Below are 26,373 nucleotides of genomic sequence, written 5' to 3'. Positions count from 1 at the left end.
AGTCACATTGCCAAGCCGCCCTTAGAACCCGTTCACGGTCTTACTGCGCAAGCCTTACCAGGGGGTCAAATGCCGCTCGAAATCCTCATGTACCCAAGTACAGCCCGGTTTCAGCACGTTAGAGCGCCACGGCCTGCTTACCCGACCGTTTGGACAGGCCCTATGGAATACCAGCAGCACACCCGCTGTCAGGCACAGCCTTCAACTACTTCTGGTTGACCACCATGACAACTTCAACCCCTAAGCCAGTTGAAGTAATACCCAACCGAACATGGTGTCTGTTTGACACTGGTCAGACAAATCTGATGAGCAGAGGACCTCGCCCAGCGGCGAGGGGAGACGCAATGAAACGAGATCTACCCAACGACGACGAGCTTTTATCATCTCAGCTCGTCCATATCGAACCGATGCCGTCGCCCGACGAAGTTCGGGAGAAACTGCCACTGTCAGATCGCGCCCTGACCACAGTGCTCAGCGGTCGCCATACGCTAAGCAACATTCTTGATGGCCATGATCAACGGTTGGCTGTCATCGTAGGTCCTTGCTCGATACACGACCCGGTTGCAGGCCTGGACTATGCCAAAAGGCTGAAAGCGTTGGCAGACGAATTGGCGGGCCAGCTCTACTTGGTAATGCGGGTCTACTTTGAAAAGCCGCGGACCAGCATTGGCTGGAAGGGATTGATCAACGACCCGTATATGGACGGCTCATGCAAGATCGCCGAGGGCATGGAGCGTGCTCGCCGCTTTCTGCTTGACGTGAATGAGCTTGGCTTACCTGTCGCCAACGAGGCGCTGGACCCATTGTCGCCACCTTATCTGAGTGAACTGGTCAGCTGGACAGCCATTGGTGCCCGTACCACCGAGTCGCAAACCCATCGCGAGATGTCCTCGGGCCTTGCCATGCCTGTCGGCTTCAAGAACGGGACCGATGGCAATATCGATACCGCCGTCAACGCTATCATCGCCGCAGGCCGGCCCCAATCGTTCCTGGGTATCGACCAGTCAGGCCGTACCGCCATCCTGCGTACACCCGGCAACCGATATGCGCATCTGGTACTACGAGGTGGCGGCGGCAGGCCAAATTACGATTCGGTTAGCGTTGCCTTGGCTGAGCAGGCCTTACGTAAAGCAGGAGAAGAAGCCCGTATCGTCGTCGACTGCGCCCATGCCAACTCCTGGAAAAAGCAGGAACTGCAAGCGGCTGTCCTCACCGATGTAATACACCAACGGCAACGTGGTAATCGCTCTATCAACGGGGTTATGATCGAAAGTTTTATCGAACCCGGCAATCAATCGATTCCTGCTGACCTTAGCCAATTGCGCTATGGATGCTCGGTTACCGACTCCTGTGTAGGCTGGGCCGATACGGAATCCATGTTGCGCAAGGCTTACGCGGCACTTGCTGAATAAAGCCTTCAAGACTTACCCGATTCAGGCAGGCGAAGAGCCTGCCCAATTTTTTTGAAAGTTGTCCCTATGGCTCACGCCCGTCACTCGCGTGTTATCGCCCTCATTGCCGCGGTCCAGTTCGTCTACATTCTCGATTTCATGATGTTGTTGCCATTGGGTGCAGACTTGGCGAAGGAGCTGAATTTCCCTGCCGACCGGCTGGGATGGTTGTCGGCCGGCTATACGATGGCTTCGATGTTAGCTGGGTTGGTGTCGGTCAAATGGCTCGACCGTTACGACCGTAAACCCGCCTTACTCGTGCTTCTGGCTGCGCTCGGCGTCTGCACATTGGCAACAACACTGGCCGATGGCCTGTGGAGTTTATTGTTGGCACGTGGGCTGACCGGTCTGGTTGGCGGTCCAACCGTCGCCATTGGCATGGCCATGGTGATCGACTCCACCCCACCACAAGCCCGTGGTCAAGCCATCGCCAGAGTGATGATCGGTTTTTCACTGGCAGCCATTGCCGGGGTACCCCTCGCACTGGAATTGGCGCAACGCGGCAGCTGGACCACACCGTTCTACGTTGTCTCGGTACTTGCGGCGTTGGTGTGGATCGCGGTAGCCCGATTGCTCCCATCAATGCGCGCGCATATCAATGATGAAGCTACTGTCGTTACACCGCGTATGTTGCTGGCCCGGCCAAAGGTTCGTCTTGCCTACCTGACCCAGGCAGCCAGTCAGTTTTCCGCCTTTCTGATTATTCCCAGCTTCTCAGCCTATTACCTGCTGAATCTCGGTTTCCCGCGCGAAAACCTGAGCCTGCTGTATCTCGCCGGTGGCATTACAGCCCTGCTGCTGATGCAGGTATTGGGTTGGGTAAGTGACAAAGCCAGTCCACGCGTGGCCGTCATCATCGCCAGCACCTGCTTCCTGCTGGGCCTGGCACCGCTGTTCGGACTGACCGATCTACCGCTGTATTTACCCTTTGTACTGTTCATGGCAGGTAATGCCGGCCGCAACGTCAGCCTCGCATCCGTTACCAGTCAGGTGCCCGCTGCAAACGAGCGTGCGGGTTATATGGCATTACAAAGCATGGTGCAGGATATCGCCATCACCGTCGCAGCCTTGGTATCCAGCGCAACCCTGAGTATGTCTGATAACGGCAAACTGACAGGTGCCAGATTGAATGCAACGATTGCCGCAGCTTCAGCCGCACTCGTGCTGGTAGGCTTGTTCAAGCTTTACCAGACCAGAGAAGCGCCTCCCACGCCACATAGTGTGGAACCCGCTGATGCATACAACCCGATGAAACATGAGGCGCTGTAACCGTCTGCTGCGCGTCAGCAATACGGTGTTAAAAACAGCCTCGGAATGTTCATTTACCACACGTAAACTCCACTTCCTCGGCTGTTTCCACCTTGTCTTGCTCTAGCTCGTGAGACTTTGAACAGGCTCTCCTTCACTTGGACGATGATGTCGACTGATTCAAGCCCACTGGCTGCGTCACAGACCGAATCGGCACGCTGAGATTGCAGACGTTGATGTGCTCGGCGCTATGCACATACCAGTCGCCACTGGCATGTCGGCGTGCTTCCACCCAAGCTTGCCAGGTTGGGGTATCAGTACGCAGCAGTTCTAACGCCGGCCTTTCTGTTTTTGGCAAGTCGGCCAGCAGGCGTACGCTGCTAATTGGGCTGTACTGCTCGGGTTTCTCGTAAAAACCCATTGCACCGGCGCCGCGCGGTAAGGCGGCCAGATACTCCATACCTTTGATCACCCTCCCTACCACGGTGATATTGCGGTCGAGCGCCCGCGGTGCCTGGCCGATAATGGCGTAGAGACTGCTGCCGTTGCTGCTGTCCGCAGCATTGTCACGCCCCGCACCGACTACGCCATAGCAGTGGGGAATCCAAGCCTGATTAACTTTCGGGTCGGCTGCCACGGGCATACCATCGATAAAGCCCGTCATCGGGGCAAAGCCATCGGCATCTTTCAGCTTTGTAAACACCAACCCCTTTTGAGGGATCGAGAATTCAGCCGGCAATTTGGCTTCCGCCGTACCCAACGGTTTGGCTTTCTCGGGCACTTTTCCTTCATCTTCCGGCGCACCCCACTGGGTCACAAAATTGTCCTGGACACGAATGACTGACAACCCATCGAAATAACGCTCATGTGCCAGCTTGCGAATGTTGGCTACATGCCGTGGGGCGAACCGTGGCGCCAATTCAAACAGCACTTGGCCACCGTTCACTTCCATCAGCAAGGTATTGTCCGGGTCCAACTCACGCCAGTCGCTGGCTTGCGATTGTTTCAACACATCGGCTGGGCTGACTGAAGCGGACTTGGCGGCATAAGCCATACCGATACTGGCGACAGCAACCACAGTAATACGCAAAACGGGATGAGACACCCTACGCCTCCTCTAGTTGGATAAGCTGATCGATTGCCTATCAACAATCCCATGCAACCGAGCCATAACGCAGCATGCCATGCAGGCAGGCCCAGGTGGAACCCACATCAGCCACCGCGTGGCGTTAAGGCGACATGACGGCTTGGGTGACGTCTATGATTAGCAGCGGGGTAAACAGAGCCACGCATTGATCGCCGCAGACACGGCATGAGCCTCGCGCCAATTGACATCGCCACACTTGCTCTCTGTCGCGGCCTGATCCAGTTGCTGCTGTCCGGCCTATTGCTTTTTGCTATCCGATACGACCGAAATGGCAGCGGCCCTGGCTTCTGGGCAATAGGCTTTGCACTGAATGGCTTGGCGTTGACCACTTTCGTCCTGCACCATCCAGAACAGAAACCGCTACTTAACATCATCAATCACCTGGCAACCGGCCTGGGTAGCTGCACCCTGCTCTTCGGCTTTTGGCGTTTCAATAAGCAGACACCGTCCTGGCCGATCTTGGGTCTGATCGGCAGCCTGCCGATAATTGGTCTCTTGTTTGGTGGTGACCTGGAACGGGATTCAATCACCCGCGTATTGATCACAGCTACATCGCAGCTGATGTTTTATCTGAATCTGCTACATCTGCTGGGTAAACCGTATCGGCAGGAAGTCGGCCTGCTGTTTCGCTGGCTCCAGGGCCTGATCGTTGTCTACCTGCCGATTTTCTTCTGGCAATACAGCCTGATGTGCATCAGCTGGTTGGGCCATGAGCATCGCGGGCCGTATGAGCTCTATCGCGCCAGCTTCGGCATTGCGGCTTTGCTCTTTACCGTTACGCTTGCCGTCGCCTGCATCGCGCTGCAACTGGTGCGCATATCCGCCCACAATGCCGACAGCGCAGTTACCGACTGGTTGACCGGCATGCTGAACCGACGCGGGCTCAGCCTGCTTGCCGCACAGGACGATGCACGCCGTGAACGTGATCGCGGCATCAGCGCTGTTATCTGCCTCGATATCGACCACTTCAAGCAGGTAAACGACCGGCTGGGACATGCCGCCGGTGACAAAGTACTGAAGATGCTGGGGGAAGTGATTCGCGCCAATATCCGGGGGCAGGATATCGGTGCACGCCAAGGCGGCGAAGAGTTCGGCGTGGTACTGGTAGGCAGCGATGAAACACAAGCAGTACAGGTTGCTGAACGGATACGGCATCAATTCAGCAACCGCAGCCTGAACCTTGGTTTGGCCCTGCAAGACCCAATCACCCTCAGCGCCGGCGTAGTCGGCATTGCCAACGACCGTACAGTGCTGCAAGGATTGGACGCGGCTGACGTTGCACTCTATGCCGCCAAGCGGGCAGGCCGAAACCGCGTCATGTCAGCCTCATCGCTATCCGATGCCGGCGGGCGATGATTTACGCCAAGAACCTATCCAGCGTCAGCAATACGACGTTGAAGGTGCCGGCCGTGGCTCATCGCACACGGCGCAGATCACCCGAACCAACCACGCGGCTGTTGACCTTGGCCGGATTACCGCTGTAGGACACATCACCTGAGCCGGCGATCTGTACCGACAGTGCCTCACTGGCATGCACCCGTGCGTCGCCCGAGCCTGCGATGTCGACCTTGACACGTGTGGCTTGCAATTCGGCAGCATGCACGTCACCCGAACCGGCGATGTTATAGCTGGCGTCTTCGCACTTGCCCTTGACCCAGATGTCGCCAGAGCCGGCCAAGCGTACGGCGAGCTTGCCAAGCTCAGCGTTACCCAGGCGCACATCACCGGAACCAGCAAGCGACAGCTCAAACTGTTCGCCTTTCAAGGATGTGATGTTCAAGTCGCCACTGCCGCGCAGATCCGCTTTGGTCAACCTGGTGAAATCAACGCTGACAACCACCGGTGATGCGGTGCGAATGCCAGTATTAGGCTTCAGTTTGACGACCAGCGTATCGCCTTCGATATTGGTCAGAATCAGCGGAGCAATGTTGTCGTCGGCCTGAACTGTGACGCCCGAGGCACCGGCCGGCCGGGCATTGACAGTAATCGCACCATCCAACCGTAGGCGGGTGAACGAGCCGAGAGTGCGCTTGTCCTCGATAACCTTGCCGGAACCCTGAACGCGGCTGCTGGCCATGCCACTCTGAATGTCAATCGTCAACGCCTGAGCGGAGAGCGGCACGGCCAAACCAGCCAACGTGACCAGCACAGACACCATCGGGGCAGCCATCAGCTTGTAAGGGTTGGTACGGCGGTTTTGCATATCGAACTCCTGTTTGGAATGTTCGCGATACTACGCATCCGCCGCGGACTCACCAGCTGGGTATGACAGGCCGCTGATAGGACGGGGTGAACCGCACCTACGCGGGACAGCCCGAAGCCAAATCAGCGTGTTTGAACAAACTACTAACTGTTATCAGTTTGGCGGGCCAGATAGTCCTTGGCTTTGAGTCCCACGAACCGGCGTCCTGCATTATCACCAGCGATCCACTCCTCAGGGGAGAACAGATCAAACAGGCCGACCTTCAATAGCGTCGGCACAGACAACTCCAACTCTTTCTCGATCTCTCCACGTACACCGTTGTTGTACTGCTCTACGTTGTACAGCATGGTGGCAACCGTACCTGTCTGCACACGGCTGCCATCTTTCAGTTGTACGGTCGGCAGGGATTGCCCCTCAGCCAGGATCTTTTGGTTAACGGCCGCCAACTCGGCAGTGTTCTCAGGGGTAACGGATGTCATCAGCAAGCTCCTAGATAGGAATTATTCGTAAAAACAGGTGTGGGGCACACTGCTGAATTACAAGCCTCCCCACACAATAAAACTTGCTTAACATCCCACAAAACCTGAGGCGGCTTGAGTATCCGTCGAAGTCTGCTGTAGGACCAAAAACACCTTCGGATGCTCATCCACCCCTTGTAAACATCGCTTCCTCGAGTGTTTTCGCCTCGCCCTAGCAGTTTTCCCCGATACCTTACCGTTTCCAGTCTTTGACTATTACGCTTTCGATTTATACGAGCTTATAAGAGACGCAATGCTAAATAGCTACCAGCGCGAAGATATTCCACCTGTGCAGTTATTGCGTCTCTAACAATCGCTTCGTCCATATCCGTCAATTTTGCTTTCTTTGCATCCAGGACTGATAGCTGTAATAGTTGCATTGCTACATCCATGGCTTTTTGAAAAGCCGTAATATTATTATGGCAGCCAAACTCATTGATTAAATTCTGCATACGGCAATCGGCATCATCACGCAGCGTTTTGTATTCAGCGAATGAAACGCTACCGTCCTGGTATACCTCGTTGAGCATGTCTTCTAAGCTTTGGGATATAAATGGCATAGCGTTCTCCTTGAACGTGTATCAAGATTCATCATGCAAACAGCACCATACTGTTTTAGTGATCGGGTCCGTATCGCTACCAATCTGAAAATCCGTCATCAACAGAATCTCGCTTAATAAGCAGTCGACATTGTTTATTGAATCTCAATACTATTAAAAGTTCATATGAAGGGTGATTGAATTCACCTGAACACCTCGTAACTCAACCACTAAATTTAAATTTACAACATGTGATTTTCAGAAAATTGATTTTGCAACAACAAATTATTACAAAATAGTCTTTTAATTCGGATTATCTTGAAAAGGCTCAGACCCGAAATAGCTGAGGAGTGCTAGATAAGATATTGGTCGAAAGGAAAGTGGTAAGCGTCAGAACCTGTTCAAAGTCTGCTGTACTTCAATCAATAGCTTCCGCAGCCGATTTCGCCTTGTCTCGCGCTAACTCGTAAGACTTTGAACAGGTTCTTATAGCTATTACGTTTACTTCATCGTCGGCATCACAAACTCCGCACCTGAACGTATCGACTGCGGCCAGCGTGCTGTGACGGTTTTAAGCCGGGTATAGAAGCGAATGCCCTCTGCGCCATAGGCATGGTGGTCACCAAACAAAGACGCTTTCCACCCCCCAAAGCTCATGAATGCCATGGGTACAGGAATCGGCACGTTCACCCCCACCATGCCGACCTGGATACGGGCGACAAAATCACGCGCAGCATCGCCATCACGCGTAAAGATGGCTGTACCGTTACCGTAAGCGTGGTCGTTGGTGATCTGTACTGCCTCCTCATAGCTCTTCACGCGCACGACACAAAGCACCGGGCCGAAGATCTCTTCCTGATAGACCTTCATGTCCGTCTGCACGCCGTCGAACAACGAACCACCTAAGAAAAAGCCCCCTTCACAGCCTGCCGCAGTATGTTGACGGCCATCGACCACCAACTTGGCCCCTTCGGCTACGCCGGTATCGATGTAACCCACCACCTTGTCTTTGTGCTCACGGGTAACCAAAGGCCCCATCTCAACATCGGCCGAACTATCCCAGCTGCCGATCTTGAGTGCACGTACTTTGGGTGCCAGTTTGTCGATGAGCGCATCCGCCACAGCATCCCCGACTGCCACCGCGACAGAAATCGCCATGCATCGCTCACCGGCCGACCCATAGGCAGCTCCCATCAGTGCATCAACCACCTGATCAAGATCAGCATCGGGCATCACCACCATGTGGTTCTTCGCTCCACCCAGGGCCTGGACACGCTTGCCACGGCTGGTGCCGGTGGCATAGATGTACTGCGCGATCGGCGTTGAGCCGACAAAGCTGACAGCCTGGATATCCGGGTTAGCCAAAATAGCATCAACTGCCACCTTGTCGCCCTGCACTACGTTGAATACGCCGTCGGGCAGACCGGCCTCCTTCAACAGACGCGCCAGAATCAACGATGTCGATGGGTCACGCTCACTCGGTTTTAATATAAAGGTGTTACCGGCTACCAGCGCCAAGGGGAACATCCACATCGGCACCATTGCAGGGAAGTTAAAGGGCGTAATACCCGCCACGACCCCTAATGACTGGCGCAAGCTGTAACTATCGACTGCAGTACCGACATTCTCGGCAAACTCGCCTTTCAACAGATGCGGCGCACCGCAGGCAAACTCCACCACCTCCAGGCCGCGGATCAATTCACCATGCGCATCGGCCTTTACCTTGCCGTGTTCTGTAGCAATCGCGGCGACGATCTCATCCGCATGCTTTTCCAATAATTCCTTGTACTTGAACATCACCCTCGCCCGGCGTAAAGGCGGCGTGGCAGACCAGGCAGGAAACGCAGCTTTGGCTGCATCAACAGCCACATTCACTTCGTCCACCGTGGCAAGTTGCACACGTGCCGTGACTTCCCCCAAGGCAGGGTTGTAGACATTACTGAAACGGCCGGAGGCACCAGCCGTCTCTGTGCCATTAATCCAATGGTGGATGGTATTAGTCATTCAGGAATCCTCTATCCATCCCCTTGCCGATAACAGCAAGGGAGATCGTCTACTGCGTATGCTCAGCCGAACCTTAATTCGCGGCACGAATTGATTGACGCAACACATCCGCCATATTGGCCAACTCATCGGGCGTCGAAATGAAGGTCGGCCCCATGGCGATGATGTCGCCAGTGAAGCGGAACAACACACCCCGCTTTAGTGCCTCCTCAAACACACGTATTGCCCGTAGCCCCGGCTTTCCTTCCATTGGGGCCAGCTCGACCGCAGCCGCCAACTGACAGTTGCGGATGTCAATGATGTTGGCTTCTCCTTTAAGGCCATGAACAGCCTCCTGCAAGGTCTTGCTCAAACCATTCACCCGCTCGTAGATACCTTCCTCGGCAATCACATCAAGCGCCGCATGCGAGGCCGCCACAGCAAGTGCATGGCCCGAATAGGTATAGCCATGGAAGAACTCGACCATGTGCTCCGGACCGGTCATAAAGGTGTCGTAAATCTGTTTGGTGGCGATCACCCCGCCCATCGGGACCAAACCATTGTTCACCGCCTTGGCGAACGTGATGAGATCAGGCGTAACATCCCAGTACTGTGCCGCGAATGGCTTACCCATACGCCCAAAGGCGGTGATGACCTCATCGAAAATCAGCAGGATGCCGTGCTTGGTACAGATTTCACGCAAGCGCTTCAAATACCCCTTGGGCGGCACCACTACCCCCGCCGAACCCTGCATCGGCTCCACAATCACGGCAGCAATGGTTGAGGCATCGTGCAAGGCGACAAGCCGTTCCAGCTCATCCGCCAGGTGGGTACCCCAGTCGGGTTCGCCTTTGGAATAGGCCATCTCCTTCAAATTGTGGGTATGCGGCAGATGGTCCACCCCCTGCAGCATGCCGGCGGAGAACATCTTGCGGTTTGCTACCATGCCTCCCACTGAAATGCCGCCGAAACCCACACCGTGATATCCCTTTTCCCGCCCAATGAAACGGGTGCGATGCGCCTCCCCCCTGACCCGGTGATAGGCAAGCGCCATTTTCAACGCAGTATCGACAGCTTCTGAGCCGGAGTTGCAGAAGAAGACATGCTCGAAACCAGCCGGCGCAGCCTCGGCAATCCGCTCTGCAAGCTTGAATACAGCCGGGGTGCCCATCTGGAATGCTGGGCTGTAATCCAATACATCTAGCTGGCGCTTTACCGCCTCGACCAACTTGGGGTGGCGATGCCCCAGGCCGCAACACCATAAACCGGAAAGCGCATCGAATAGTTTGTTGCCTTCGGTCGTCCAGTAGTAGCTACCCTCAGCCTTCGCCAACAGCCGATTGGTGCGATGTTCCGCGTGCTGCTTGAAATACCGGTTGTGACTGAACGGCATCCAGTAAGCATTCAGGTCCTGGTTCGGATCAAGCGCATTGGCTCCCATCTTGGTCTCCATGGTGGAAAGTGTAATGATGTGTATTGGCAGCGTACTGGTGCATAACCGCCGGGTAAGCGCAGTATCTGCCCGCAGTGGGCCGTATTGCCAGATACAAGGCCCGCATTGTGGTTGCGAGATGTATTGACCAGACAAGCAGTACAGTTTGCGAGTCCCCCTCATGCTCCAACTTGATCCTGATGCCAGCACCCCGCTCACCGAGCAAATCGTCGCCAGCCTCATCGCCAAGATAGAACACGGCGTACTTGGTGCTGGCGTGCGTTTGCCTTCAGTACGTGGCTTGGCACAGATGACCAAGGTAAGCCCATTTACCGTGGCGGAAGCGTATAACCGGCTGGTGGCAGCAGGATGGATACAGTCGCAAAAATCGCGCGGTTATTTCGTTGCTGTACGTGGCAGAGCGGCTGAACCAAGCCAGCGAGCCCCAGTTGACGAAGCCTGGTTGCTCAGCCGGGTGTATGAAGACAACGCGCTGGAACTACAAGCTGGCGGTGGTTGGCTCCCTCCAGATTGGCTTTATGAAGACGGTATGCGTGCGGCCCTGAGGCAGCTCGCAAAAACTTCGGGCCCAGTGCTTACCAGCTATGGCCATCCACAAGGTTTGCCTGAATTACGCCAGCACTTGCAATGGCGGCTGGCGCTGCGTGGCATTGAAGCACCGGCCGAACGCATCGTCCTCACCCACGGGGCAAGCCAGGGCCTGGATTTGGCGATACGGCTGCTGGTGCGCCCCGGCGATGCCGTATTGATCGACACCCCTGGTTATTCGACACTGATCGCCGCACTGCAGGGCCATGGTGCAAGACTGCTCGGTGTACCACGTACAACCAATGGCCCCCATATCCCTACTCTGGCTCACTTGGCCGAGCATGAAAAACCAGTGGCGTTCTTTACCAACAGTGCGCTGCACAACCCAACGGGTACCAGCACAACCGCCACAACAGCCCATCAGATCCTCAAACTGGCTGATAGACATAGCTTTCGTGTTGTGGAGGACGACCCGTTTGCTGATCTACTGCCCTACCCCATTCCTAACCTTGCAGCGCTGGATGGCCTTGAACAGGTGATTTACCTAGGGAGCTTTTCTAAAACCCTGTCTCCGGCACTACGGGTAGGTTACTTGGCCGCCAATGCGGACACCATAGCGCAAGCCACCCGCTTGAAAATGGCAGCTGGACTGACAGGCTCCACCATCATGGAGTCCGCAACGCTGGCGATGCTGACCGATAGCCATCATCGTACCCATCTCGACCGCCTGCGTGACCGCTTGACGCAAGCACAGCACAGGACATGTGAGCGTCTGACAGAACTGGGCTGGTCAGTTTTCCACCAACCCGCTAGCGGCTTGTTTCTATGGGCTGAAGCACCACCAACGCTGGATGTCGACCAACTCACCAGCGCAGCCGCCACTGTCGGCATTACGCTAGCACCTGGGCATTTCTACCACCCTATGGGCACGCCAACGCGTTTCTTCCGCTTCAATGCCGCCTGGGCTGATAACAGCCGGCTTTATGGATGGCTGGCGGGGCAAGCCTCCCCTTGAGGACACCCAAAGGCAGTTCACGATCAGGCTAACGGAATAGCGAAATTTACGTTTCACGCGGCGGACAGCAGAATGGTGCGGATTTCAAGCAGTGTGACGATTTATCTCACCAGATAGAGGACGACATGGCCCACCATACAGGCATCCACCCAGCCCGGCAGACCGCATTACTGGAACGTGAGCGGAAGCGTTATGCCGCTGCCAGACCGCGATCGCAGGCACTGGCACAACGCGCCAACGCACATCTGCTTTACGGTGTACCACTTCATTGGATGACTGACTGGGGCACACCTTTCCCACTCTTTGTCGAGCACGCCAAAGGCGCCCGCTTTCGCGATGCCGATGGGCACGAGTATGTGGATTTCTGCCTGGGAGATACTGGTGCGATGTTCGGCCACGCACCAGAGGCGGTTGCCGCTGCTGTTACCCGGCAAGCAGCGCATGGATTCACCACTATGTTGCCAGGCGAGGATGCTGCCAGAGTAGGTGAACTGCTTGCCGAACGTTTTGGCTTGCCGTATTGGCAATTCGCCATGACGGCAACCGATGCAAACCGCTTCGTCATCCGCTGGGCACGTGCGGCTACCGGCCGCAGCAAGGTATTGGTATTCAATGGCTGCTACCACGGTACGGTGGACGATGTATTTGTCGATCTGATCAATGGCGTCCCAACCCAGCGTAAAAGCCTGCTGGGCCAGGTTTACGATCTGACTGAACACACTGTCGTGATTGAGTTCAACGACCTGACTGCCCTTAAGGCTGCCTTGGCTCAAGCCGACATTGCTTGTGTATTGGCAGAGCCCGTCATGACTAATATCGGCATGGTCCTGCCCCAGCCAGATTTCTGGACTGAAGCAAGCTCACTCATACGCGCAGCCGGGGCACTGCTTGTTTGTGACGAGACCCATACCATCTCTACCGGGCCCAGCGGATATGCCAAGGCATATGGTCTAGAACCCGACTTTTTCGTACTGGGCAAGCCCATCGGCGGTGGCGTTCCTTGCGCCGTGTATGGCTTCACCGCCCAGCTGGCTCAGCGTATGCAAGCGGCCAAATCTGCAGCGGCACCTGGACACTCCGGCATTGGTACCACGCTGACCGCCAATGCACTCGCCATGGCAGCGATACGCGCGACCTTGGAAAATGTCATGACCGATGCGGCTTATGCCCATATGGTCGGTCTGGCGCAGCATCTGGCAAAAGGGCTGCGAGATCTTGTCGGCCAATATGGTCTCCCATGGTGCGTAAGCCAAGTCGGAGCGCGTACTGAATTTCAGTTCTGCCCTCACCCTCCACAAACCGGGACCGAGGCTGCCGCAGCAATGGACCATAGCCTGGAACACCTGCTGCATCTCTATCTGCTCAACAGGGGCATCCTGATCACACCATTTCATAACATGCTGCTCATCTGCCCGGAGACCACCGTCCAGGATGTCGAAAAGCTGCTGACAACCCTGGGACAAGCGCTGAGGGAATTGACGCAACCCGATAGTAAATAGCCTCGGCTCAGTACCCATCAAGACATGCATACATAAGAAATACTGCAGAACCTTTGACAAACGCGTAAACGGCCGGTATCTTGCGCGTCCTTTCCTCGATAGCTCAGTCGGTAGAGCGCCGGACTGTTAATCCGTAGGTCCCTGGTTCGAGCCCAGGTCGAGGAGCCAGATGTAAACAAAGAGCCCAGCAGACGCTGGGCTCTTTGTTTCTATATCCTCCTAAGAATTTTTTCACGACCGCAATAGTGCAAAGCCATTACGCTATTCGTGACAGCGTGAACAAGCTGCCCCCCAACTGAAGCGAAAATATTTCGCTCAAAGCTTTGACAAGTCCCGCTACTACCGGTATCTTGCGCGTCCTTTCCTCGATAGCTCAGTCGGTAGAGCGCCGGACTGTTAATCCGTAGGTCCCTGGTTCGAGCCCAGGTCGAGGAGCCAGATGTAAACAAAAAGCCCAGCAAATGCTGGGCTTTTTGTTTTGATCATTCCTTTGATTCCACAGCAACAGATCCAAGTCTTACCCCCACAGCTAAGCAATGTAGGGGACTCAAAATCCCCGCCAGCACTACCTAGCAAAGTTCACCAGCACTGCATCCCAACTTAACGCGCTGAAATGCACACGTGTACAAAAGCAAAAAGCCTGATAACCGAGTTATCAGGCTTCCTTGTATTACTTGGTCGGAGCGAGAGGATTCGAACCTCCTACCCCTTGCACCCCATGCTAGCGAATAGCGTTCCACCAATGTCCTAAAGAATCCAATATATGGCCTGAAACCCTTGTAAACACTAGGTTCTGTGTTCTTGCCCATTCCTAGGAAGTCCGGCACAATCCGCGCCAATCCTGATTTTTTGTCGGGGCATTTGTCGGGGCAGCAGAATGGCAAAACGTGAGAACCAATTAACGGTCCTCTACCTCAAAAGTCTGAAGCTTGAAGCCAAGGGAACAACCGTCAAAGATGGCGGCGGCCTTTCCGGCGTGGTGTCGATTGGTCGTGATGACCGGGTATCCATCAGCTTTACCTACCAATTCCGAGTCGGAGACAAGCGTCGGGAAAAGCGCTGCGGAAGTTGGCCTGCTTCTGACTTGGCGACTATCCGTGCTGAACGTGACCGGCTACGAGCCATAGTCGCGGAAGGGGTCGACCCCATAGAGCAAGCCAACTTCGAGCGAGAGCAGGCAGAGAGACAAAAGCGGGAAGAGGCAGCGAGGTTGCGAGAGGCCGACGCGGAGGCTGCTAAGCTGGCGAACCGGCATACGATAAGCAGCCTGTTTGAAGCTTGGCATAGTGCCGCTGCGACCAAGCGTAAGGATGCGGGGAAAGAAGTTCGGCGTGCATTCGAGAAGGACGTATTGCCCTCTATTGGCAATATGGCGCTTGAAGACGTGCGCCGCAGGCATGTCATGGCCTTGCTAGATGATATTACTGCCCGTGGTGTTGGCCGAATGGCGAACCGTGTTCTATCTGACTTACGCCAGATGTTTCGCTATGCGCTGATTCGTGAGTACGTGGAAATAGACCCGACGGCGCTTATATCCAAGGAGCATGCAGGCGGAAAAGAACAGGAGCGAGGTCGTGTGCTGTCACCGAATGAAATCCGCAAACTCGCTGCTGCTGTACCGTTTTCCGGTCTGGTGAATGTTGCCGGCTCTGCCCGACTGGAGTTACCGACACAGTGTGCTATCTGGCTAATGCTTTCTACTCTGGCTCGGGTTGGAGAAGTCGTAAGGGCGCGTTGGCAAGATGTGGATTTCGAAAAGAAAGAATGGCGTATCCCCGCAGAGCATAGCAAGAATGGGGAGCCGCATGTGATTCACCTTTCCGACTTTGCTTTGCAGCAGTTCAAGCGACTGCGAGGTCCGCGTGAATTTGCAAAAGCTCGAGTAGCCTATGCGATAGATGATACGTGGGTATTTCCTGCCACGCGACGCGAAGGCTATGTATGCATCAAGACTGTCCAAAAACAGATTAAAGACAGGCAACGCACTACTGCGCTCCCTAAGCGTACCAAGACGTCCGACGCTTTACGACTAGCTGATGGCGATTGGACAGCCCACGATCTACGCCGCACAGGGGCAACCATGCTAGGCAACCTTGGTGTGCGTGGCGACGTAATCGAGAAATGCTTGAACCACGCAGAGGACAATAAGGTGAAGCGGATTTACCAACGTGCTGATCTAATGGAAGAGCGAAGAGAAGCGTTTATTTTGCTTGGTAAGCATCTTAGCCAGCTAACAAGTTCTATTTAACTTAATATTTTCACTTCTTCAATTCGCAGGAATTCTCACAGAATCAACAGCTTTTCTTCTAGTTCTTATGTTTTTCCACAATGTTGCAGTAACTGACCACTTGCAATGGCCTTGCCAGAAAGTTAGATTTAGCTTTATTTTCTGACTTTCTTCCAAAGGAATCCATCGTGAGCGCTGCAAGTCCATCTGTTTCAATCATCATCCGTCGTAAGGAAGTCGAAGCCAGAACCGGACTATCTCGATCCGCAATTTACGACAAGCTGGATACCAAAAGCCCGAGCTATGACGCTACTTTTCCGACCCAAATTCGTTTGGGCACAGGTAGCGTCGGCTGGATTGAGTCCGAAGTAAAAGCATGGATCGAATCGCGCATTACAGCTAGTCGCAACGCCACCGCTACCCGACCCACTAGAAGGAAAAGTGTCCGCAAGTCGGTTGGGGAGTACAGCCAATAAATCAGGTGGACGTGTCGGCGATGCTCCCATGCCCACTCTGTAGCCGCGAGCCCACTGTGTCCAAACTGTATGGCGTCTGGTACGTTCAGTGCGATCAAAACGAAGGAGCAAACCCACTCGATGAGTCGCGGGGCCACAATGTCTGCGTTTCACGGCGTACCAAAGTAGGTGCTGTGAACGCATGGAATAGTAGACCAGCATACCCGCAGGCAAGCTAGAGGAATTGCCCAGACATGCAGATTGAGCAATCGACTGTTACAAATTTGCGCATTGTCGGCGCCCAAGTTGAAGCAGGCTGGGAGCTAGACCCAATCACTGTCTACATCGAGAACTACAAGCCAGGGCAGGGAAAAATCACCATTGAATGCTCCGGCGATGCTTGGTCGTCCTCCTGGGGTGCAATGGGGGGTAATCGAAACCTTGAACAATTCTTCTTGGGTTGTGGTTGCCATTACTTGGCTCGTAATCTCAAGGTAGGCATTCAAGACACAATAAACGATGATGACAGGCTGGGCGATCATGTACAGGCAGAAGTGCTGCGCCAGCGACGTGCTGGCGAGATCACCCAAGACGATGCTCGCGAGATGTATGACGACGCTGCATATCTTGATCACCACATGACCGACCGCGATCTGTTGCAGCGTGTGTTCGGTGATGAGTGGTGGTACGCGCTTCCTCAGAAACCTAATCCAAAATATGTTTACCTTTGCCGCGTGATTGAGGCAGTAAAAACTGGGCTACAAACAACGCTGTCGACAAATCTGGCCGCATAGTGACGTGAATGCGGGTACTCCCCGCATTCACACCGTTTAAGAAATTACTCCCTCACATTTCAACAAGCCCTGGGAAGTACTTCCCATCGCGCATCGTCAACACTTGCTGCCGCTGTCGCGGATCAATGCTCAGGTGTATCCAAGAGCCCTCGTAAATCAGCTGATCAAACCGGAAATCCGGCAGGTTAACCAATAGCTGGCAGATCGATAGTGGCGTCCCAAACTTCGGCGCAATGAAATCCACAGCCCACCCCTCACAATGCGCTGAGGTGGTTGTTCCACTCACTATCTTATTTAGCGCGGGAGAACGATAGCCGCTGCTGACAATGATGGGCGAATGATTCAGATGGGCGCGTACTGCTTCCATAGTGAGGGCAAGGGTACGAAGGCGGGGTAGCACCACATCAGGCGGCGTATTGTCTAAACCACGTTTCGCTGCTGTGTCACTCACCGTCAGTTCAGACAAGCTGAAATTTGGTGTCAGCATGGCTGTCATTCCCCACCTCCCATCTTGGTAATTTGGCGCTTAAGCCACACTTCAATGAACTGAGCACCCAAAATGCCCATTACGGAGCCCAGTGCGATCAATGCCAAAGGCGGAATAGCCGGGAATTGCAGTAAGGCCAAACCCGCCAAAACACTGCTGGCACTACCTAAAATTGCCCGTCCTACTATCAGGCGTTTACTGATCACCTCATCGCTCGCCAACATCTTACCCAGTGCAATTGCCGCCCCAACAGCCATTAGTTCAAGCAGCGACTTATCGTGTTCCTGCATGTTGCATCCTCATATAAAAAGCCGCCTCATGGGCGGCTTGTTGGTGTGTAGATCCTATTAAGGCGTCATGGCCTTTAACTGCTTGGCTGGCTGTTTCCCTTTACCTTTCTTCTTTGGCTCAGCCTGTTTATTCAGGATCAGTTCGACTGAACTGGTCCACCCGCCATTGGGTACGTACTCCTGCATCACGCTGTCGATAGTCCACAGATGGTCGACGCCTTCCTTGATACCTTGTGTGCGTAGTTTCCGCTCGGCGACCAGATCCGCGCGGCCACATAAGTTCAGGCTGAGCGTGATTTCACTTCGTTGCGCTCGTTTTGCACTTGCATTGGCATTGGCACCAGCAGCCCCTGGGCTTGCACTGGCATGACGGGCAACCCGAAGTGCACTCTGATTGTCACCGCCTGGTGTCAGAACACGCAGCGTCTTCCCGCTTTCTTTATCGTGGTGCTTGGCAACGGCACCAACCGCTGCTTTGCGGTCGCTACGTTTGAATGACCAGCTCGTAATGTCCCGACGGTGGAGAACGATGGTGGGTAAGACTTTGCCACTTCTAGACTTGTTTTGGCCGCCACGTGGTAACACCAGTAGCTGCTCTCCCTTAATGGTGGCGGTTGCATCGTATTGGCCCGCCAAGCGTGTGATGAAGTGCAGATCGGACTCATTGAACTGATCGGCTCTCGCCACCGTGGCTTTCACTTGGCAGACCGGCTTGAGTTTATTGCGCTTGGCGATGTCCGCCACAATGGTGGCAAGACTGACCTTATCCCAGCTATGCCGCCTTACTTGTTTGATGGCACTTGCCATATTGGCGGGACGACCACTGAGCGTCATGGCCTGGGGCGGTCCGCTCGACCCAATCTCGTCAATGCGGTACCGGCCAATTCGTGTCAAACCCGTTTCTTCATAACCCAGGCTGACTTCCAGCATCGCACCAGTGCGCGGCATGGCTACTTTGCCTTCGCGGTCGTCGATCTTGATGGTCAACTCGTCTGCATCAACCCCAGCCTTGTCGGTAATGCTGATGCTGAGCAGCCGATCCTGTAATAAGGCTGTGATGTCCTTGCCGTCAGCCAGGATGCGATATATAGGCCGCATTGCTTACTCCCACAAAGTCACACTGGCATTCGAGGGCTTAGGCAGGTCCGGTAGAACGATATGCATACCCAATGAATAAGGTTCTGGAACTTCTGCCAAGCCTGGGTTGGCGTCGAGTACCGCTTCCAGCGAGCCTTTCAGGTGCCCATATTCCGCCAGACAAAGCTGGTCCAAAAAATCGCCGTCAGACGTTCTGATAATCTTCGCCATAGCGGGTTAACTCCAGGCTGAATGTTTGTTTACGATAAGCGCCATCGTTGAACAGATGAGCCTGCTCCTCGTCGATACTGTTCAGATACCATCGCCCCAGGTGCTGGCCGTAACCCGTGGTCAAGATAAGCGGCTGCAATTGCTCACCGATGGCCCGCAGGCGATCAATATGTCCAGCGCCTTCACGTGCCAGGAAGATTGCACCGCGCAGGGTGATTTTGTCGGTACCGAGACCGGTGGCTTGCTCAGCGTGGCGACGAGTAAGGCGCTCTTGATCAGCAATACCAAACTGGGTCTGCCGCTTGAGCGTTTCATAGGTTGCTTTTCCAAGACTGAACCGGAATGGCTGGCCTTTCTGCGTCGAGAGTTCCAGCAGAAACCCGTTCCCGTCCGCATGCCCTATCTGCGGCAGCGCACCTTGTAGCCGCTTGTTCATTGACTGGACGATGGGAAGTTTGGCGGTACCGGGTGGCAGCTTGGCAAGGGCAGCCTGAGCCGGCCCGCTCAGCTGGGCATAGTCACCGATGGCTTTGCCTATGGATTGCTTAAGGACAGAGTTCGACCGTGAGAGTTTTTCAGCTGCTGCAATCAATAGCAGGTGATGCGTGTTTCCTAGGTCTTTGGCAGCCAAGCCGATCAATCCTGATAGCTGCGCTGCCTTGGCTGAGCCCTTGCCCAGTAGTGGCGAGCCAGCAGACATCAGCCCTGCCGCTTTGTCGACCAGTTCTGATGCACTGTTGGTCTGAGCAACGGCGCCACCCAGATCCCGAACTGCACCAGGCAAACGGGCAGCCCCTGCCGCCTGGGTGGCGCTATCGAGCGCTTTACCCAGTAATGTGACGATTGCCATTTAACCTCCTATTGGGTCGTACATACGCCCGCTGCTGCTGGGCTTTAGCTGTGCTGCCCATTGGTCAAACAACGCTTTGAGGTGCGGTGCGATGGAAGTGGCAATCTGCTGAGGGTTTTTGGCGTCGCCCAGGACTTTGACTTCAATGGTGGGGCTGAAGGTGAGTTGCTGGGTGATGGCTGGAGGTGTTTTGGGTTTAGTGGGGGGAGCTACAGTTGCAGGCACTACAGCCATGGGGGTTTTGGAGATTGCTGGAATTCCAGCAATCGTCTTTGACTGTACGGTTTGACCGATCTTGCTGCCGATCACCCCGCCAAGCTTTTCCCCAGCAATGACACCGACAGCGCTACCGACCAAACCACCGATGACGGTACCAATGCCAGGAAGCACCAAGCTGCCCACAAGCGCACCCACCTTGGCACCGATAAATCCACCCCCAAGTCCGCCCGCTGCGCTGCTATAGCCGCGCCCTTTCTCTTCACTGGTCTTGGCGTTTTTGAAGGTGTCGTAAACCTGACTGCCTGCCGTACCAACGACCAGGGCAGCCCCACCGACTTTTGCTGCGCCACGCACAAGAGCGCCACCCACACTGCGCGGTGTAGAAGCAGCAACGGCATTGCCTATCCGCGCACGGGTATTGCGTATCGCCTCTCTCATCCGAGCAAAGCGTCCACGTTTTGAAGGGTGTGAATTCAACTCACTCCCTTTGCCACTTAACCCGCCCAGGTCCGGCAGCCCCTTACCGGGCCAATTGGTGACCAATACCGGCTGTACGCCGAGTACACGAGAACCGATTGCGGCACCCTTATGGCTGGCAAGACTGCCTGTAGTTTTACTCAAGGTGTCAGGCAGCCTAATTCCTGACCCACCAAGCAGCCTGCCAGCACCCCATTGGACCATGCCGGTGGTGATCCGTTTCGCTGCAACACCCAAAGCGCCGATACTGACGGCCAACGCCCCCAGCGCGACACCTGGGTTGGCTTGCGTGAATCCCACCACGAACTTGCCTGTACTGCTTGCCAGCTCGGCTATACGGTCTGTCATAGGGCGGATAGCATCGCCGATTTCACCCAGGGCGGCGCTCAGGCTGTTCTTGGCAGCATCCCACTTTGAGTTCGACAGTGCGTCCCGATCCGCCTTGTCTTTGCTGAGCTTCAGTCCACCGTCGTTGGTTTTCATCTTGGCCAGATCCTGCTCGATCTGACTGCCGTACTTGATCTGCGCCAAAGCGCCAGCGCGGGCCTGCTGGTCAGTCAGCACATCTGCCAAACCCGCCATCTTCAAATAGGCATCCAGTGCGGCATTCTCTTCACCGGCGTTATTGCTGCGCTGGATTTTCGACTTCAGTGCCGCCAGTTTCTGCGCCTGGCCCGAGTCTTTCTCCGCCTGCAGCCGTTCGGTAAGTGTGATGAACGCCTCGATGGGGTTGTAGCCACGTTGGATATACGCCTGCATGGAGGCTTGCAGATCGATACTCGCTTCCTCGAATTTCTTGGCGGTATCGGGTGCGGTGATCTTGCCCAGCAGGTTCTTCAGGTTATTGGCGGCACTATCTGGATCACCCGTCAGTTTGACCTGTGCCTGTAGGCTGGCCGACAGATAGCGTACGGCTTCTGGCCCTTGGAAGCCCAGCGCACCTGTCGTGGCAAGCAGTTCTGGCATATAGCGAGCCATCTTGTCCGCTTCAAATGCCCCCAAATCACCGGCGATGGCGACTTCGCCCATCGACTTGCGCATCTGTTCTGGTTTGACGCCATTCTGACCAAACGAAAAGATCAGCTTGGCGGCATCCTCTGGCGCCATCTTCTGGCCCTTGATCAATTCAGCCAGCAGATTGCCATGCGTGGTGGCTTCGTTCACCTCCATGCCCTGTGTCACCAGGCCGTTGATTGCCTGTGCCAGGTCGGTACTGCTCATCTTCTGCTGCTCGGCCGTTTGCTTGATGCTTTTCGCCAGGGCCAGTTCTTCAGGTTTACCGGCAATACCACCCTTGATGGCGATATCGCGGATTTCCGCCTGGAAGTTGCCTGCTATCCGGGTAGGTATTGCTGCACTGCCGATGGCAAGCCCCGCAGTACGACCCAAGGCCAGTCCGCTCTGCATCTTTTGCAAACCGGCTTGCTGCCATTGCATACCTTTCTCGGTGCGTGACAGCTTTTGCAAAGCGATATCGAGTTTGCCCACCTCGATACCCATGCTGCGCAATGCGCCGATATTGGCGGCGAGCCGATCACGTAGCGGGCTGTTTGCCAGCTGCTGCTGGCTGGTAACCGCTGAGCGATTTGCATCACTTAGCTTGCTGGTCGCCCGTGTCGCATCACCGATCACCGGCAGTTGATAGCGTAACGCCTTATCGGTGCGCTGCACTGCATTGCCCAACATGCCCACCTGGGCTGCATGGCTGGCAACAGCACGCTTGGTTTCCAGATGGGCGCGGGTGACCGTCTTCAGCTCAGTCCGCTTGCTGGCGAGCGCTTCCTGCGCACGCTTTTCCTGTCTGACAGCCTTGTCCAGGGCATGCTGTGCCTGCCCTTCGGCAGCGATCTGGGCTTTGGTGGCTTGTACCTGGGCACGCTTGGCCTCAGTTAAGGCGCGTGCCTGCTTGGCCTGTTCGCGTGTTGCTTCATACGCCTGCTTGCTCGCCAGCTTCTCCTGTTGGCTGAGTGCCGTGTTGTTCCTGGCATCCTGCCAAGTGGCGCGTTTGATTTCAGCCTGAGCCTGCAGCAGCTTATTGTTCCGGGCCAGGGCCTCATGCTCAGCTTGTAGACTGGGCAATGCAGTTTTGCCCAATGTCGCGGCCTGTTGGGCAGCCGACAGCTTGTTGGTCAGATCCGCGACGGTACCGGTGCTGGCCTGAGCTTCCTTGGCCAGCCCTTTCATCTCCGCTCTGATCTTCTGATAGGACGTGACGCCAATCTGGCGGCTGGCGTTGTCTGCCGCATCCATTTCGCGTTGAAGGCGTTGCGTCTCGCCGATCAGCTTGCGGATGTTGCTGGTATCGCCAAGACGCTTTTGCAATCCGTCCAGGCCATGCTGGGTTTTACCAAGGGCAGCACCGAGCGAGGCCGAGACGGCACCGCCGATGACAATGCCAACGGCGATGTCTTTACTCATGTAAACCCTTTACCGTGCGTGGATATCCTCAACCGGCAGCCAAAGCGACAGTTCAGACAGCGGTATCGCTTTGATTTCTGCCGGTCCCCAGCCGTAGTGCTCAGCCAAGGATCGTGCCCACGTCAGCCATTGTTGGCTGGCTGGTGGGGGTAACTGCAGTTGGATCAGATAGCCGAAGATAAGCCTTTTGCAGTTTGTCGTAGTCGCGCAGGGGAAGTTGGTGCAAGTCATTGGGAGAGCAGCCTGCCAAGCTGGCAAACATGTTCAGTTCAAACTGTACATCGTCCTGTGCGGCGATCTTGCGAGCTATCAGCTGGTCACCGACAGTAGGTTCACGCAGCGTCAGCCGATCCACTTGCACGCCATTCAAGGTAATGGGCTTGGACAGAGGGATTGATTCTTGCATAGATGTAGGTCCTGATTTGTTAAGGAAAGGTTTACAGGCCCAATGCGGTACGCTCTGCAGCAAGTTCGTCCTTGCCATCGATGATGCGCACCATACCAAGCGGGTCGATCTCGAATACTACCGCGCCGCCTATTTCCAGCTTGTAGTAGTCGAGCGAGAGGGAGTACTTGGTTTCATTCTTCTTGCCGGCTTCCCATTCCCCCATATCAAGTTCGGTCAGCATGCCGCGATAGGTCACGACAACGGAAGTTACGGCTCCATTCTTGTCGGCGAAGTTACCTCGAAATACCCCGCTGAAAGCACTGGCGTTGGCGATGCCAAACATCGCCAGCGAGGCGCGATCAATACCGGCGAGGGTGAAACCTGCGCCGTCGAGTTTTTCCAGGCCAAGGGCCATATCGATAGGGGCGTCCATGCCCCCGGCGCGGTGTTCTTCGGTTTTTCTTTTCAGCTTGGGCAGTTGAATCTTGGTGGCACAGCCCGCATAGCTGCGGCCATCCACGAACAGGTTAAAGTTGGTCAGTGTTTGCGGAATCATGGGCTGTCCTTATTGACCGAGGATTTCGGTAATCCATTGATTGGTTACCTCGATCTGGAAGATTGGGTTTTCGGCAGGTGGGACGTCTGTAAACCGGATATTCCAGTACGCCTTGCCCTCTTCCAGCTGGCTGGCGGTGTTGAGCAATGGATCTGGAAAGACTTCGAAATTGATCAGGGCGCCTGCATTGCGCAGATCCCGCATAAAAGCATTGATGCCTTCGGTGACGTCTTTCACAAACGTCTTGGTGAGCCCTCGGTCGACTGCCCACTGGTGACCGGCCAGGATGGCGTCCATCACCATATCGGTGGTACGCACGCGGGTAACGAATGACCACTTGGGGTCGCTGCTCAGGGTGCGATTGCCCCATAGCCTGAACCCGCCCTCGCGAATGATGGTGGTGATGAACTGCTGGTTCAGCAGGTTGGCGCGGCAGGTCGGGTCGCCATACAGGTATTCAACGGGACGACCGGTACCCAACACTTCGGCAAATTCGCTATTAGACGGTGAAGCCCAGAAACCCACTTCGGCATCACGGGCAGCGAACATCCCCGCGACCGCAGCGGATGCGGGTAATACCACCGGTCCATTGAGCACGCTGTCCCATACCTTGATACCACCTGCATCCACCATATACAGGCGTTTGCTACCGAAGTTCTGTGCGTAGGCAATCGCTGCATCATCTGTCGTGTTAGGCCCGTCGATGATGGCTATCGCCCTTAGCTTGCCAGCCAAACTGTCCATGGCAGCAGCAACGGCCTGCTTGGACGAATGACCGGGTGCGACGATCAAGCGAGGATGGAGCGCGATTTCGCTCTTGGCATCGAGCAGCGCCTGCAGGCCAGTACGTACGCCGGTACCAGTCACGCCGCCAATGATGGCGCTGGTCTGAGCATTGGCATCGGCGTTCTTTTCCACGCCGATTGCCGCAACAACAGCACTGGTCTTGGCGTAGATGGTTTTTAGCTGCTGATAGATCGGACTGTTAACGCCAAACGCCTGTGCGCCTTCTTTGAGGTTGGTAATCTTGACCGGTTTGTTGGGCTGGACCAGTCCGGTACCGGGCGCATAAACATCGACCAAGCCGATGATGGACGATGAAGGTAGCGACACCGTGCGTGGACCGATGTCCAGCAGTTTGACGGTAACGCCGTGATATAGGTCGAGCTTGGGCATTACGCCTCCCAGAAATGAATAAAGCCCGCAGTAAGCGGGCTTGGGTCAGGGTCGATACAGGTCATAGGATGCCGGGCGGTACCGGCCACTGCACGTTATCGAGGTCCGTCAGGTTTTCTGGCATGTCCCGTAAGGCGGACCGGTACCGCGCCCAGGCTTCCTTTTGTTGCACTGTGATCGGCATGTCGGGTAACTGGGTCTTGTCGCAGTCGCGCAGCAGCTGGTCGCGCTGGATGCGCAATACATCGAGCTTAGCCTCGCGAATCAATTTAGCAGCTGTTTCGTCATCGATACCGACCTCGCGCAGCATCGTTGCCGGGACATTCTGCATACCATTGGGCAGGCGGCGAATCAGTAGAAAAGCATGTTGCATCGGTTATTCCTTGCACTAGGGGGAGTAACTGCCGTTAGCCTCTGGTCGTCTGAGCTGGGCAATACCGCTTTGCCTCGTCGGCATCAAAGGGAATCGGCTCGGCTTCCCAGCGTGTATTGACGTGATCGGCAGTGTGAATAACGCGCTCCGCGCCTGAGCCATCATGAAAGCCGAAATTCAATAGTGGCCGGTTGGCGATGATCCGGTATTTCAAGCCGCCCCCTCGCAGGTACAACCCCGACATCACAGAGCAGTACTGCCCGAATGCACCGTTCGCAACGTTGTTATGGCTGGGTTTGCTGTTATCGAGCTTGTACTCCTTGCAATACATACTGAAGCTCGGGTGGCTGATCGTGGGGTTATAGACATAGGCGTAATGAAGGTACTTGAACACCGTTGGACCACCGCCCCAGGCACAGTCACCCTGCTCAAGCACAAGCAACAGGCTGGCTTGGTGCGCACTCGCTTTATTCAAAGGCCGCGTGTCTTCGTTCCAGTTAAATGGCCGTCCGATGTTGATGCGGGTTACCCCTGCCTCTCCCGGTGACTCACCCATCCACCAGACCGGGTAACACTTGTCGGTGCTGCCGCCAATCGTGATGTCCTTTACCCAGCGTTTTTCTGGGGTGTTGACGAGCATCCATTGGTCCATCTCGCCGATCTTTGTTTGCACACGGGCATCAATCGCAGACTGTTTGCCTTTTACTACCTCGACCAGGGCTTTGACTTCCCGTGTCTGTTCACTGATGGCCTGTTCCAGACTCATGTAGT

General features: G+C 55.3%; 25 protein-coding genes and 2 tRNA genes. 10 read left to right on the top strand and 17 right to left on the bottom strand.

Translation table 11 applies throughout. The features are described from left to right. The first annotated feature begins 344 nt into the window (after positions 1 to 344). Positions 345 to 1,412 (top strand): 3-deoxy-7-phosphoheptulonate synthase, encoded by a 1,068-nt coding sequence (locus tag ACUHMQ_RS05375; RefSeq protein ID WP_445294420.1) that lies wholly within the window; start codon positions 345 to 347, stop codon positions 1,410 to 1,412. 66 nt (positions 1,413 to 1,478) lie between these two features. Further along, on the top strand, positions 1,479 to 2,720 hold the full coding sequence (locus ACUHMQ_RS05370; protein WP_445294419.1) for an MFS transporter: 1,242 nt from the start codon (positions 1,479 to 1,481) through the stop codon (positions 2,718 to 2,720). A 133-nt stretch (positions 2,721 to 2,853) separates the two neighbouring features. Here ACUHMQ_RS05370 and ACUHMQ_RS05365 read toward each other — a convergent pair whose 3' ends face one another. Continuing rightward, complete coding sequence (locus tag ACUHMQ_RS05365; protein ID WP_445294418.1) at positions 2,854 to 3,804, bottom strand: peptidylprolyl isomerase; 951 nt, start codon at positions 3,802 to 3,804, stop codon at positions 2,854 to 2,856. Positions 3,805 to 4,011: 207 nt separating this feature from the next. Here ACUHMQ_RS05365 and ACUHMQ_RS05360 point away from each other — a divergent pair, with 207 nt between their 5' ends. After that, positions 4,012 to 5,202, top strand: coding sequence for a GGDEF domain-containing protein (locus tag ACUHMQ_RS05360; RefSeq protein WP_445294417.1), 1,191 nt, complete (start codon positions 4,012 to 4,014; stop codon positions 5,200 to 5,202). Between the two features lie 58 nt (positions 5,203 to 5,260). On the opposite strand, the gene ACUHMQ_RS05355 is transcribed toward ACUHMQ_RS05360, so the two are convergent. The 5 genes from ACUHMQ_RS05355 to aptA all read right to left on the bottom strand — a co-directional run bounded on the left by ACUHMQ_RS05355 (position 5,261) and on the right by aptA (position 10,530). Further along, positions 5,261 to 6,049, bottom strand: a complete 789-nt coding sequence (locus ACUHMQ_RS05355) for a head GIN domain-containing protein (RefSeq protein ID WP_445294416.1) — start codon at positions 6,047 to 6,049, stop codon at positions 5,261 to 5,263. Positions 6,050 to 6,192: 143 nt separating this feature from the next. Beyond that, the gene (locus ACUHMQ_RS05350) at positions 6,193 to 6,528 is read right to left on the bottom strand and encodes a DUF7709 family protein (protein ID WP_445294415.1); all 336 of its coding nucleotides are present in this window, start codon (positions 6,526 to 6,528) and stop codon (positions 6,193 to 6,195) included. Positions 6,529 to 6,806: 278 nt separating this feature from the next. Continuing rightward, positions 6,807 to 7,127, bottom strand: a complete 321-nt coding sequence (locus ACUHMQ_RS05345; protein ID WP_445294414.1) for a hypothetical protein — start codon at positions 7,125 to 7,127, stop codon at positions 6,807 to 6,809. Positions 7,128 to 7,607: 480 nt separating this feature from the next. Beyond that, complete coding sequence (locus ACUHMQ_RS05340; protein ID WP_445294413.1) at positions 7,608 to 9,110, bottom strand: CoA-acylating methylmalonate-semialdehyde dehydrogenase; 1,503 nt, start codon at positions 9,108 to 9,110, stop codon at positions 7,608 to 7,610. Positions 9,111 to 9,183: 73 nt separating this feature from the next. Next, positions 9,184 to 10,530, bottom strand: coding sequence for an omega-aminotransferase AptA (gene aptA / locus ACUHMQ_RS05335; protein ID WP_445294412.1), 1,347 nt, complete (start codon positions 10,528 to 10,530; stop codon positions 9,184 to 9,186). A gap of 172 nt (positions 10,531 to 10,702) precedes the next feature. Here aptA and ACUHMQ_RS05330 point away from each other — a divergent pair, with 172 nt between their 5' ends. The 7 genes from ACUHMQ_RS05330 (at position 10,703) to ACUHMQ_RS05300 (ending at position 17,060) form a co-directional block, all read left to right on the top strand. After that, positions 10,703 to 12,085 carry an aminotransferase-like domain-containing protein gene (locus tag ACUHMQ_RS05330; protein ID WP_445294411.1) on the top strand — a complete coding sequence of 461 codons (1,383 nt, stop codon included), beginning with the start codon at positions 10,703 to 10,705 and terminating at the stop codon, positions 12,083 to 12,085. Positions 12,086 to 12,210: 125 nt separating this feature from the next. Next, positions 12,211 to 13,584 (top strand): aspartate aminotransferase family protein, encoded by a 1,374-nt coding sequence (locus ACUHMQ_RS05325; RefSeq protein WP_445294410.1) that lies wholly within the window; start codon positions 12,211 to 12,213, stop codon positions 13,582 to 13,584. Between the two features lie 92 nt (positions 13,585 to 13,676). Next, positions 13,677 to 13,752, top strand: a tRNA-Asn gene (locus tag ACUHMQ_RS05320). A gap of 194 nt (positions 13,753 to 13,946) precedes the next feature. Beyond that, a tRNA-Asn gene (locus ACUHMQ_RS05315) sits at positions 13,947 to 14,022 on the top strand. A 439-nt stretch (positions 14,023 to 14,461) separates the two neighbouring features. Next, the gene (locus tag ACUHMQ_RS05310) at positions 14,462 to 15,832 is read left to right on the top strand and encodes a tyrosine-type recombinase/integrase (protein WP_445294409.1); all 1,371 of its coding nucleotides are present in this window, start codon (positions 14,462 to 14,464) and stop codon (positions 15,830 to 15,832) included. A 167-nt stretch (positions 15,833 to 15,999) separates the two neighbouring features. Further along, positions 16,000 to 16,287 carry a helix-turn-helix transcriptional regulator gene (locus ACUHMQ_RS05305; RefSeq protein WP_445294408.1) on the top strand — a complete coding sequence of 96 codons (288 nt, stop codon included), beginning with the start codon at positions 16,000 to 16,002 and terminating at the stop codon, positions 16,285 to 16,287. A 233-nt stretch (positions 16,288 to 16,520) separates the two neighbouring features. Next, complete coding sequence (locus ACUHMQ_RS05300; RefSeq protein ID WP_445294407.1) at positions 16,521 to 17,060, top strand: phiTE_072 family protein; 540 nt, start codon at positions 16,521 to 16,523, stop codon at positions 17,058 to 17,060. Between the two features lie 52 nt (positions 17,061 to 17,112). On the opposite strand, the gene ACUHMQ_RS05295 is transcribed toward ACUHMQ_RS05300, so the two are convergent. From ACUHMQ_RS05295 to ACUHMQ_RS05245, 11 genes are all read right to left on the bottom strand, one after another. After that, positions 17,113 to 17,547: a D-Ala-D-Ala carboxypeptidase family metallohydrolase gene (locus ACUHMQ_RS05295; protein ID WP_445294406.1), complete on the bottom strand. Its 435-nt coding sequence runs from the start codon at positions 17,545 to 17,547 to the stop codon at positions 17,113 to 17,115. 5 nt (positions 17,548 to 17,552) lie between these two features. Beyond that, positions 17,553 to 17,837 carry a phage holin family protein gene (locus ACUHMQ_RS05290; protein WP_445294405.1) on the bottom strand — a complete coding sequence of 95 codons (285 nt, stop codon included), beginning with the start codon at positions 17,835 to 17,837 and terminating at the stop codon, positions 17,553 to 17,555. A gap of 57 nt (positions 17,838 to 17,894) precedes the next feature. After that, positions 17,895 to 18,935 carry a phage late control D family protein gene (locus tag ACUHMQ_RS05285; protein WP_445294404.1) on the bottom strand — a complete coding sequence of 347 codons (1,041 nt, stop codon included), beginning with the start codon at positions 18,933 to 18,935 and terminating at the stop codon, positions 17,895 to 17,897. Positions 18,936 to 18,938: 3 nt separating this feature from the next. Further along, the gene (locus ACUHMQ_RS05280; RefSeq protein ID WP_445294403.1) at positions 18,939 to 19,145 is read right to left on the bottom strand and encodes a tail protein X; all 207 of its coding nucleotides are present in this window, start codon (positions 19,143 to 19,145) and stop codon (positions 18,939 to 18,941) included. Continuing rightward, complete coding sequence (locus ACUHMQ_RS05275) at positions 19,120 to 19,995, bottom strand: phage tail protein (RefSeq protein WP_445294402.1); 876 nt, start codon at positions 19,993 to 19,995, stop codon at positions 19,120 to 19,122. Before ACUHMQ_RS05275 ends, ACUHMQ_RS05280 begins: the two co-directional genes overlap by 26 nt. Further along, on the bottom strand, positions 19,996 to 23,109 hold the full coding sequence (locus ACUHMQ_RS05270; RefSeq protein WP_445294401.1) for a phage tail tape measure protein: 3,114 nt from the start codon (positions 23,107 to 23,109) through the stop codon (positions 19,996 to 19,998). Between the two features lie 100 nt (positions 23,110 to 23,209). Continuing rightward, positions 23,210 to 23,515 carry a phage tail assembly protein gene (locus ACUHMQ_RS05265; protein WP_445294400.1) on the bottom strand — a complete coding sequence of 102 codons (306 nt, stop codon included), beginning with the start codon at positions 23,513 to 23,515 and terminating at the stop codon, positions 23,210 to 23,212. A 31-nt stretch (positions 23,516 to 23,546) separates the two neighbouring features. After that, entirely contained in the window at positions 23,547 to 24,053 is a 507-nt protein-coding gene (locus tag ACUHMQ_RS05260; RefSeq protein ID WP_445294399.1) for a phage major tail tube protein, read from the bottom strand. A 9-nt stretch (positions 24,054 to 24,062) separates the two neighbouring features. After that, on the bottom strand, positions 24,063 to 25,229 hold the full coding sequence (locus ACUHMQ_RS05255) for a phage tail sheath subtilisin-like domain-containing protein (protein ID WP_445294398.1): 1,167 nt from the start codon (positions 25,227 to 25,229) through the stop codon (positions 24,063 to 24,065). A gap of 61 nt (positions 25,230 to 25,290) precedes the next feature. Then, positions 25,291 to 25,602, bottom strand: a complete 312-nt coding sequence (locus tag ACUHMQ_RS05250; RefSeq protein WP_445294397.1) for a tail fiber assembly protein — start codon at positions 25,600 to 25,602, stop codon at positions 25,291 to 25,293. 34 nt (positions 25,603 to 25,636) lie between these two features. Next, positions 25,637 to 26,368 (bottom strand): hypothetical protein, encoded by a 732-nt coding sequence (locus tag ACUHMQ_RS05245; RefSeq protein ID WP_445294396.1) that lies wholly within the window; start codon positions 26,366 to 26,368, stop codon positions 25,637 to 25,639. Positions 26,369 to 26,373: the final 5 nt, after the last annotated feature.

The organism is Chitinimonas violaceus, assembly GCF_052601015.1.
This window is presented reverse-complemented; position numbering and strand designations above follow the sequence as displayed.

What these genes read in the sequence shown, in the direction of transcription:
- ACUHMQ_RS05340 (WP_445294413.1), bottom strand. Translation starts at nt 9,110, where the DNA reads ATGACTAATACCATCCACCATTGGATTAATGGCACAGAGACGGCTGGT.
- ACUHMQ_RS05285 (WP_445294404.1), bottom strand. Translation starts at nt 18,935, where the DNA reads ATGCGGCCTATATATCGCATCCTGGCTGACGGCAAGGACATCACAGCC.
- ACUHMQ_RS05355 (WP_445294416.1), bottom strand. Translation starts at nt 6,049, where the DNA reads ATGCAAAACCGCCGTACCAACCCTTACAAGCTGATGGCTGCCCCGATG.
- ACUHMQ_RS05310 (WP_445294409.1), top strand. Translation starts at nt 14,462, where the DNA reads ATGGCAAAACGTGAGAACCAATTAACGGTCCTCTACCTCAAAAGTCTG.
- ACUHMQ_RS05360 (WP_445294417.1), top strand. Translation starts at nt 4,012, where the DNA reads ATGAGCCTCGCGCCAATTGACATCGCCACACTTGCTCTCTGTCGCGGC.
- ACUHMQ_RS05250 (WP_445294397.1), bottom strand. Translation starts at nt 25,602, where the DNA reads ATGCAACATGCTTTTCTACTGATTCGCCGCCTGCCCAATGGTATGCAG.
- ACUHMQ_RS05370 (WP_445294419.1), top strand. Translation starts at nt 1,479, where the DNA reads ATGGCTCACGCCCGTCACTCGCGTGTTATCGCCCTCATTGCCGCGGTC.
- ACUHMQ_RS05245 (WP_445294396.1), bottom strand. Translation starts at nt 26,368, where the DNA reads ATGAGTCTGGAACAGGCCATCAGTGAACAGACACGGGAAGTCAAAGCC.
- ACUHMQ_RS05260 (WP_445294399.1), bottom strand. Translation starts at nt 24,053, where the DNA reads ATGATTCCGCAAACACTGACCAACTTTAACCTGTTCGTGGATGGCCGC.
- aptA (WP_445294412.1), bottom strand. Translation starts at nt 10,530, where the DNA reads ATGGGAGCCAATGCGCTTGATCCGAACCAGGACCTGAATGCTTACTGG.
- ACUHMQ_RS05280 (WP_445294403.1), bottom strand. Translation starts at nt 19,145, where the DNA reads ATGGCGAAGATTATCAGAACGTCTGACGGCGATTTTTTGGACCAGCTT.
- ACUHMQ_RS05275 (WP_445294402.1), bottom strand. Translation starts at nt 19,995, where the DNA reads ATGGCAATCGTCACATTACTGGGTAAAGCGCTCGATAGCGCCACCCAG.
- ACUHMQ_RS05270 (WP_445294401.1), bottom strand. Translation starts at nt 23,109, where the DNA reads ATGAGTAAAGACATCGCCGTTGGCATTGTCATCGGCGGTGCCGTCTCG.
- ACUHMQ_RS05295 (WP_445294406.1), bottom strand. Translation starts at nt 17,547, where the DNA reads ATGCTGACACCAAATTTCAGCTTGTCTGAACTGACGGTGAGTGACACA.
- ACUHMQ_RS05255 (WP_445294398.1), bottom strand. Translation starts at nt 25,229, where the DNA reads ATGCCCAAGCTCGACCTATATCACGGCGTTACCGTCAAACTGCTGGAC.
- ACUHMQ_RS05290 (WP_445294405.1), bottom strand. Translation starts at nt 17,837, where the DNA reads ATGCAGGAACACGATAAGTCGCTGCTTGAACTAATGGCTGTTGGGGCG.
- ACUHMQ_RS05265 (WP_445294400.1), bottom strand. Translation starts at nt 23,515, where the DNA reads ATGCAAGAATCAATCCCTCTGTCCAAGCCCATTACCTTGAATGGCGTG.
- ACUHMQ_RS05325 (WP_445294410.1), top strand. Translation starts at nt 12,211, where the DNA reads ATGGCCCACCATACAGGCATCCACCCAGCCCGGCAGACCGCATTACTG.
- ACUHMQ_RS05345 (WP_445294414.1), bottom strand. Translation starts at nt 7,127, where the DNA reads ATGCCATTTATATCCCAAAGCTTAGAAGACATGCTCAACGAGGTATAC.
- ACUHMQ_RS05300 (WP_445294407.1), top strand. Translation starts at nt 16,521, where the DNA reads ATGCAGATTGAGCAATCGACTGTTACAAATTTGCGCATTGTCGGCGCC.
- ACUHMQ_RS05375 (WP_445294420.1), top strand. Translation starts at nt 345, where the DNA reads ATGAAACGAGATCTACCCAACGACGACGAGCTTTTATCATCTCAGCTC.
- ACUHMQ_RS05330 (WP_445294411.1), top strand. Translation starts at nt 10,703, where the DNA reads ATGCTCCAACTTGATCCTGATGCCAGCACCCCGCTCACCGAGCAAATC.
- ACUHMQ_RS05350 (WP_445294415.1), bottom strand. Translation starts at nt 6,528, where the DNA reads ATGACATCCGTTACCCCTGAGAACACTGCCGAGTTGGCGGCCGTTAAC.